This is a genomic window from Ramlibacter agri, from assembly GCF_012927085.1.
In the GTDB taxonomy this organism is placed as follows: Bacteria; Pseudomonadota; Gammaproteobacteria; order Burkholderiales; family Burkholderiaceae_C; genus Ramlibacter; species Ramlibacter agri.
Window position 1 is genome coordinate 1932266 of sequence record NZ_JABBFX010000001.1, and the last position, 7890, is coordinate 1940155.

Here is a 7890-nt window from a genome sequence, read left to right on the forward strand (position 1 = left end):
GCATCAAGGTCGGCCGTGGCGCTCATGGAAAGGGGCAAGGGCCGGGCGCAGGCGGCTGGCTACGATGCCGGCGGGAGGATGAGCCTCATGACTTGTCGCGCTGCCAGGCTGCTGGCGGGGCTGCTGATCGCGCTGTTCCTGCTGCCGGCAATGGCGCCGGCGCAGATCCTGCCGCCGGCGTCCACTGCGAGTGCACCGGAGCGCCCACGCGACCCCTACGGGCGCGAGACCCCGCGCCGCGCCCTCGCGTCCTTCGTCGCCGCCCTGCGCATGGGCAACCCCGCGGTGGCTGTTCGCTACCTGCAGGTGCCGGCCGCCCAGCGCGCCAACGCAGAAGACCTGGCGCACGACCTCGGCGACCTGATGGACCGCTACTTCCTGGCGCCGCTCACCACCATCAGCGACGCGCCCGAAGGCACGCTCAACGACGGCCTGCCGGTGGACCGCGAGCGCGTGGGCCCGCTGCGCATCGCGGGAGAGGACCAGTACATCGAACTGGTGCGCGTGCAGGACCCGGTCGCCGGCCAGGTCTGGGTGGTGTCGCCGCAGACGGTGGCTCGCATCCCGCAGTGGTACGCCGCCATGGGCAGCACCTGGGCCGAGCGCGTGCTGCCGGCCGCCTTCTCCCGCTACGACGTGTTCGGCGTGACGCTGGCGCACGCCGTGGTGTGGCTGCTGTCGCTGGTGTTGCCGCTGATGATCGTGCCGCTGCTGCTGGAGGCCGCCTTCCGGCTGCTGCGCCGCCTGGTGCGCAAGCCGAACTTCAGCGAGTTCCTGGCGGCCTGGCATGCCGACACCCGCTGGCCGGCGGTGGCGGTGGTGACCCTGCTGCTGCACCTGGAAGCGCTGCCGGCCTTCGGCCAGTCCTTCGCCTTCCGCGTGGCCTACACGCGCTTCATCCTGGTGCTGCTGATGGTGGCCCTCGCCTGGGCGCTGCTGCGCATCGGCATGCTGGTGTTCCGCCGCACCGAGTCGCAACTGCTGGTGAAAGGGCGCACCGGCCCGCGCTCGGTGATGCTGCTGGGCGAGCGCCTGTACAAGGTGCTGATCTGCTTCATCGCGGTGGTCGCGGTGCTGCGCGTGGCCGGCGTGGACATCAGCACGGCGCTGGCCGGCCTGGGCATCGTCGGTATCGCAGTGGCGCTGGGCGCGCAGAAGACGGTGGAGAACCTGCTGGGCGGCATCCTGCTGCTGGGCGACGAGGCCATCGCGGTCGGCGACTTCTGCTCGGTGGGCGGACGCACCGGCTGGGTCGAGGACATCACGCTGCGTTCGGTGCGCATCCGCACCTTGGAGCAGACGCTGCTGTCGATCCCGGCCGGCGTGCTGGCGCAGGGCAATATCGAGAACTTCTCGTCACGCAAGCGCTGCCTGGCGCAGAACACGCTGCGGATCGCCTATGGCGCTTCGTCCGAGCAGGTGCGCGCCATCACCGCGGCGCTGGGCGAGTTGCTGGCCCAGAACCCGCGCGTGGACCCCAGCGGGGCCCGCGTGCGGCTGGTCGACATGGGCTGGCGCGGCTTCGAGCTGGAGCTGTTTGCCTGGTTCCGCACCGGCGACTGGGGCGAGTTCCTGGCCTTGCGGCAGGAGGTGCTGCTGCAGGCCGCCGCGATCGTCGAGCGGCACGGCGCCGTGTTCGCGGCGTCGCCCGTCGACGTCGTGCCGCAGCTGCCTTAGAACAAGTAGCCGACGGCGATCCGGAACACGTCCGGATCCAGCTTGGTGTCGATGCTCTGGCCCGACGACAAGTGCGTCGTGGTCTTCAGGAAGGACCGCGCGTACTGCAGGTCGACGAACCAGCGGTCGTTGATGCGCGCCGTCACGCCCACGCCAGGCGTGAAGCCGAACTTCGAATCCACGCTCACGCCGGTGCCGCCCGGCGGGTTGGCCGGGTTCACCGCGTTCAGCGTGGCGCTGCCCTGCTCGTCGTAGAAGTAGGCGTAGGTCAGGCCCAGCATCGCGTAGGGCCGGAACTGCGCGGTCGGCTCCAGGAAGCGGTACTGCGCGAACACCGTGATCGGCAGCGACTTCACCGTGGCGATCGTGCCGACGCCGTCGATCGCGCCGGCGCCCTTGATCGAGTGCTTGTAGCCGAAGCCGATCGGCACTTCCACCGACCAGTTGTCGGTGATCATGCGGCCGATCGACAGCGTCGGCTGCGTGTCGGCGCCCACGTCCACCTGCGTGTTGGGCGCGGCGGGCGGCGACAACGTGCCGCTCGACGTGTTGGGCGCGATGCGGGTCGCGCCGATGGTGCCGAACCAGGTGCCGGCGCTCTGCGCCTGCGCGCCCAGCGCGGCGCCGGCCAGGCAGGCCGCGGCCACCGCGCGGGGCAGGAACTTGTTGTTGTTCATGGTCTGGGTCCTCGCTTCGCTGTTGTTCAGATCCAGCCGGCGCGCGCCAGCCGGCGGCTGATGGACGCGGCGAGCAGGTGGTGGCCGTAGGGAGTGGGGTGGAAGCTGTCCGAGAAGGTCCAGGTGTGCCACCAGCCGGCAGCCAGGCCCGCGGGCGGCGCGGCGTCGAGGGCCGCGGACGTGCAGGTCGGGAAGTCGTAGGTGGGCAGGCCGGAGGAATCGGTCCCGGTCGCCGGGCAGGCGGGTGTCGTGGCGTTGGTGAGGCCGTAGGCCGCCGGGTTGTTTACTTCGTCGGTGAAGTCGGCGTAGAAGTCCACCACGGCCACGCGCGCGTCGCCGGCGACCTTGGCGTTCAGCTCGGTGTTGAAGCCGCTGATCCACTGGCGGATGGCGGCCTGCAAGGTGGCGGCGGCGGTGGCGCCCTGGGCGCGCGTCACGCCGACCAGCACGGCCTGGAACTTCGGCGTCAGCGTGATGTCCGGCACGTTGAGCACGGCGACGTGGGTCGCGCCCTTGTCGAGGGCGCTGGCCTTGAAGGCGGCGTAGTAGGTGTCGGCCAGCTTCTGCATGTACAGGCCGGCGGCGACCGCGCCGCCATTGGGCTGCTGCAGCGCCGCCGCGATGGTGGCGGCATCGAGCTGCTGCGCGAGGAAGGTCTGGTAGTTGGCCAGGCCTGCGGCGCCGGTGGCCGCGCCCAGGTAGGCCGTCACGAGGTCGGCCGCGTCATTGCCGCCGCCGTCCACCAGCACCAGGTCCGTGCCGCTGTAGCCGCCCATGGCGGTGGCCGCGGTTGCGAGCTGCGTGGGCACCGTCTGCGGATTGGTCGCGCCGCCTTGCGCGGTGGGCACCACGATGCGACCGCCGCCGATGGCAAAGTTGGTGCAGCCAGCCGTGGGATTGGCGGCGAAGGTCGTGCCGGTGTACTTGTAGAAGTTGCACTGGCTCGCGATGCCGTAGTTCTGGGCCACGATCTGCGGATAGATCGGGAAGCCGGCGGCGTTCGTCGAGTCTTGCACGGTGAACTTGTAGCCGAAGGTGCCGACGTCAGCCAGGCTGTCGCCGGCGACGACGACGCGCGCGATCGCGACGCGCGGCCCCGCGGGGTCGCCGCCGCCGCCGCAGGCGGAGAGGATGGCCGCGGCCGATGCGGCGAGCGCCAGCAGGCCCAGCTTGTACTTGGTGTGTTGCATGCCGTGTCCTTTATGCAGGGGATCCACAAAAAAGCGAACGAGCGTTCGTTTCTGCGACGCTCAGAATAGCCGCGTCGCGCGCAAACCTTGCTCAGGGTTTGTGCCGGGTAAGTCCGCTGGAAACCGGGCACGCCGCCTTGCACGATGGCGTGTCTCGTTTCCTGGAGCCCTCGTGGACACCGCCATCCGCCGCCAGACCCTGGCCGACCTCCTGCATCGCAGCGCGCAACGCCATCCCGCCAAGACCGCCATCGTCTGCGGCGCGACGCGGTGGACTTTCGCAGAATTCGACGCCGTCGTGGGGCGCGTAGCCGCGGGCCTGGCGAAAATGGGCGTGGCCAAGGGCACCCGCTTCGCCGTCCTGGCCCGCAACAGCCACGGCTTCGCGGCGCTGCGCTTCGCGCTGGCGCGCCTGGGCGCCGTGCTGGTGCCGATCAACTTCATGCTGAAGGCCGAAGAGGTCGCCTACATCCTGCGGCACGCGCAGGCCGAGACCTTGGCCACCGACAGCGGCCTCGCCGAACTGGCGCGCAGCGCCGCGGCGCTGGACACCGCGGTGCGGCAGTTCGTGTGGCTGCCGTCGGAAGAAGACTCCGTGCCGGTGTTCGGCATGACCCGCTTCGACGAACTCGCGCGCACGCCGGCCGCGCCGCCGGAGGTGGACCTGGCAAGCGGCGACCTCGCGCAGATCGTCTACACCAGCGGCACCGAGTCCGCGCCCAAGGGCGCCATGCTCACGCACGATGCCATCATCTGGCAGTACGCGAGCTGCGCGGTCGACGCGAACATCAGCGGCAGCGACGTCATGCTGCATGCGCTGCCCCTGTACCACTGCGCGCAGCTGGACGTGTTCCTGGGCCCGATGATCTACGTCGGCGGCACCAGCATCATCACGGCCAAGCCCACGCCGGACAACCTGCTGCCGCTGATGGCGAAGCACGGCATCAGCTCCTTCTTCGCGCCGCCGACGGTGTGGATCTCGCTGCTGCGCTCGCCGCTGTTCGAAGGTACCGACCTCTCCGCGCTGCGCAAGGGCTACTACGGCGCCTCGATCATGCCGGTGGAAGTGTTGCGCGAGATGGCGGCGCGCATGCCGCAAGTGGGCTTCTGGAACCTGTATGGCCAGACCGAGATCGCGCCGCTGGCAACCATGCTGGGTCCGGAAGACCAGCTGCGCAAGCCGGGCTCCTGCGGCCGCGCCGTGCTGAACGTGGAGACGCGCGTGGTCGACGACCGCATGCAGGACGTGCCTCCAGGCGAGGTGGGAGAGATCGTCCACCGTTCTCCGCACCTGATGCTGGGCTACTTCAAGGACGAGGAGAAGACCCGGGCGGCGTTCGAAGGCGGCTGGTTCCACAGCGGCGACCTCGCGACCATCGACGCGGAGGGCTTCATCACGGTGGTCGACCGCAAGAAGGACATGATCAAGACCGGCGGCGAGAACGTCGCGAGCCGCGAGGTCGAGGAGATGATCTACCGCATCCCGGCCGTGTCCGAAGTCGCGGTGATCGGCGTGCCGCATCCGCGCTGGGTCGAAGCCGTGGTGGCCGTGATCGTGCCGAAGGCCGGGCAGGCCTTGAGCGAAGCCGAAGTGCTGGGCCATTGCGAACAGCACCTGGCCGGCTTCAAGACGCCGAAGGCGGTCGTGTTCGCGCAGACCTTGCCGAAGAACCCGAGCGGCAAGCTGCTCAAGCGCGAGTTGCGGGTGCGGCACGAAGGCATCTTCCGTTAGCTGGCAGCGCGGCCGTAGCACCGCATTTGCACAAATTCACTGGACATCCGTCCAGACCGAGCCCCTGGCGCGGCCATATGCGCCTAGCATCGGCGCAGAATTTTTCAAACAGGTATTCGCGTTGGTCATGCACGGCCTCCCAGCGCGCCGGGCTGCCGCCGCCATCGGGGACCACGCTGCCATCGGCAATTGCCGCACGCTCGCGCTGGTCTCGCGCCAAGGGGCGATGGACTGGTGGTGCTACCCGGCGTTCGCGTCGCCCTCGGTTTTCGCCGCGCTGCTCGATGACGAGCGCGGCGGATGCTTCGCACTGGGTCCGCCCGGCGCGCCCTTCGGCGTCCAGGCGTACGAGCCGAACAGCAACATCCTGCGCACGCGCTTCGAAACGCCCACCGGCGTGCTCGAGCTCATCGACTTCATGTGCGTGCCGGAAGCCGGCGGCGCGCCGGCGCCCGGCCAGCCGCAGGAGGTGGTGCGCATCGCCGAGTGCACGGCCGGCAGCGTGGACCTGGAATGCCTGTTCGCGCCGCGGCCGGACTATGCGCGGGCCGACCCCATGCTGCAGGCCGGCCCGGAGGGTTCCTGGCGCTTCCGCATCGGCCCCGAGCAGGCGGTGCTGCGCAGTTCGATGCCGATGCAGTTGGATGCCGCGGGACCGACGCTGGTCGGCAGCGTGCGCATGCAGGCCGGCGATCGCCACGCCTTCATCCTGCATGCGCCCGCGGATGACGTGCACCACGCGCCCGCGGCCCTGGTGCACGACGCCGAAGACCGCCTGGCTGCGACCCAGGGCCTGTGGCAGGCCTGGTGCGCCCGCTGCCGCTACGAGGGCCCTTATGCCGATGCGGTGGAGCGCAGCGCGCTGGCGCTCAAGCTGCTGAACCACCGCCCCACCGGCGCCGTCGTCGCCGCGCCCACGACTTCGCTGCCCGAGAGCGAGACCGGCGGCCGCAACTGGGACTACCGCTTCTGCTGGCTGCGCGACACCTCGCTGGTGCTGGATGCCTTCCTCGACCTCGGCTACACCCGCGAGAGTGACGCCTTCCTGCGCTGGCTGCTGCACGCCACCCACTCGACGCGGCCCGGGCTGCAGGTGGTGTACGACGTCAGCGGCGACGCGCTGCTGCCCGAGGAGGTGCTGACCAGCCTGCGCGGCTACCGCGGCATCGGCCCGGTGCGCATCGGCAATGCGGCCTCCGAACAGGTCCAGCACGACATCTATGGTGAAGTGCTGATGACGGCCTGGCACCACGTGCTGGGCGGCGGTCCGCTCGACGAGCAGGAGAAGGCGTTGCTCGCCGGCTTCACCGATGTGGTGTGCGAGGTCTGGCGCAAGCCGGACCAGGGCATCTGGGAGGTGCGCCTGCCGCCGCGCCACAACACGCACAGCAAGCTGATGTGCTGGGCGGCGCTGGACCGCGCGCTGGCGCTGCACGATCGCTGCGGCCTGCCGATCGACGAGAAGCGCGTGCGCGCCGAGCGCGATGCGCTGCGCGCGGACATCGACGCGCATGCCTTCGATGCCACGCTGGGCAGCTACGTCGGCTTCTATGGCAGCCAGGACGCCGACGCCAGCTTGCTGCTGATCCCGCGCATTGGCTACCTCGAACCCAATGACCCGCGAATGGTCGGCACCGTGCGCGAGGTGATGCGGCAACTGCGCGTGGACGACGGCCTGCTTTATCGCTACCCGCCCGGCGGCGCCTACGACGGCGTGCCGGGTCCCGAGCACCTGTTCGCCATCTGCAGCTTCTGGTGCGTGGAGTGCCTGGCGCTCCAGGGCCGCGTGGACGAGGCGCGGGACTTGTTCGAGCGGCTGTTGAAGCTGCGCAACCACGTGGGCCTGTACGCCGAGGAATTCAGCGCCAGCGACGGCTCGCCGATGGGAAACTTCCCCCAGGCCTTCAGCCACACGGGCCTGATCACCGCCGCATTGGCGCTGAAGAAGGCGGGCGCATGAGCAGCGACCAGGTCTTCAGCCGCCGGCTCGAGCTGGGCGTGAAGCTGGCCGTGGCCGCGCTGTTCCTGCTGTTCCCGGCGCTGGTGGGTTTTTCGGTCTGGCGCGAGAGCGTCTACCAGCAACTGGGCCAGCCGCCGGCGCAACCCATTCCCTTCAGCCACAAGCACCACGTGGGCGACGACGGCATCGACTGCCGCTACTGCCATACGACAGTGGAGACGGGCCGCTTCGCCGGCCTGCCGTCCACCGGCATCTGCCTCAGCTGCCATTCGCAGCTGTACACCGACGCCGGCGTCCTCGAACCTTTGCACGAAAGCGAGCGCACCGGCAAGCCGCTGGAGTGGCGGCGCGTGCACAACCTGCCGGGCTTCGTCTACTTCGACCACAGCGTCCACCTCGCCAAGGGCGTGGCCTGCGTCGAATGCCATGGCCGCGTCGACCAGATGCCATTGACCTGGCGCGCGCAACCGCTGCAGATGCAATGGTGCCTGGCCTGCCACCGCGACCCGGTGCCGCGGCTGCGGCCGCATGACCAGCTGTTCACGCCTTCCGCGCCGCGCATCGACGAGGCGGACGCAGCCAACCTCGCGCGCATGCTCAAGCTGGAAAGCAAGGAGCGGCGCACCGACTGTTCCACCTGCCACCGCTGACGAC

6 protein-coding genes are annotated in these 7890 nt (G+C 69.8%); 4 read left to right on the forward strand and 2 right to left on the reverse strand.

Features of this window, described 5'->3' with window-relative positions:
• Positions 1–87 precede the first annotated feature (87 nt).
• Positions 88–1677: a mechanosensitive ion channel family protein gene (locus HHL11_RS09370; RefSeq protein ID WP_169418130.1), complete on the forward strand. Its 1590-nt coding sequence runs from the start codon at positions 88–90 to the stop codon at positions 1675–1677.
• Here HHL11_RS09370 and HHL11_RS09375 read toward each other — a convergent pair.
• Positions 1674–2354, reverse strand: coding sequence for an OmpW/AlkL family protein (locus HHL11_RS09375; protein WP_169418131.1), 681 nt, complete (start codon positions 2352–2354; stop codon positions 1674–1676). The two genes, HHL11_RS09370 and HHL11_RS09375, sit on opposite strands and share 4 nt — an antisense overlap.
• A gap of 26 nt (positions 2355–2380) precedes the next feature.
• Entirely contained in the window at positions 2381–3544 is a 1164-nt protein-coding gene (locus tag HHL11_RS09380) for an SGNH/GDSL hydrolase family protein (protein ID WP_169418132.1), read from the reverse strand.
• A 172-nt stretch (positions 3545–3716) separates the two neighbouring features.
• On the opposite strand from HHL11_RS09380, the gene HHL11_RS09385 reads away from it, so the two are divergent.
• The 3 genes from HHL11_RS09385 to HHL11_RS09395 all read left to right on the forward strand — a co-directional run bounded on the left by HHL11_RS09385 (position 3717) and on the right by HHL11_RS09395 (position 7886).
• Entirely contained in the window at positions 3717–5276 is a 1560-nt protein-coding gene (locus HHL11_RS09385; protein WP_169418133.1) for a fatty acyl-CoA synthetase, read from the forward strand.
• A gap of 127 nt (positions 5277–5403) precedes the next feature.
• On the forward strand, positions 5404–7236 hold the full coding sequence (locus HHL11_RS09390) for a glycoside hydrolase family 15 protein (protein ID WP_169418134.1): 1833 nt from the start codon (positions 5404–5406) through the stop codon (positions 7234–7236).
• A complete protein-coding gene (locus HHL11_RS09395; RefSeq protein WP_169418135.1) occupies positions 7233–7886 on the forward strand; it encodes a cytochrome c3 family protein in 654 nt (217 codons plus the stop codon). The genes HHL11_RS09390 and HHL11_RS09395 overlap by 4 nt, the downstream gene beginning before the upstream one ends.
• Positions 7887–7890: the final 4 nt, after the last annotated feature.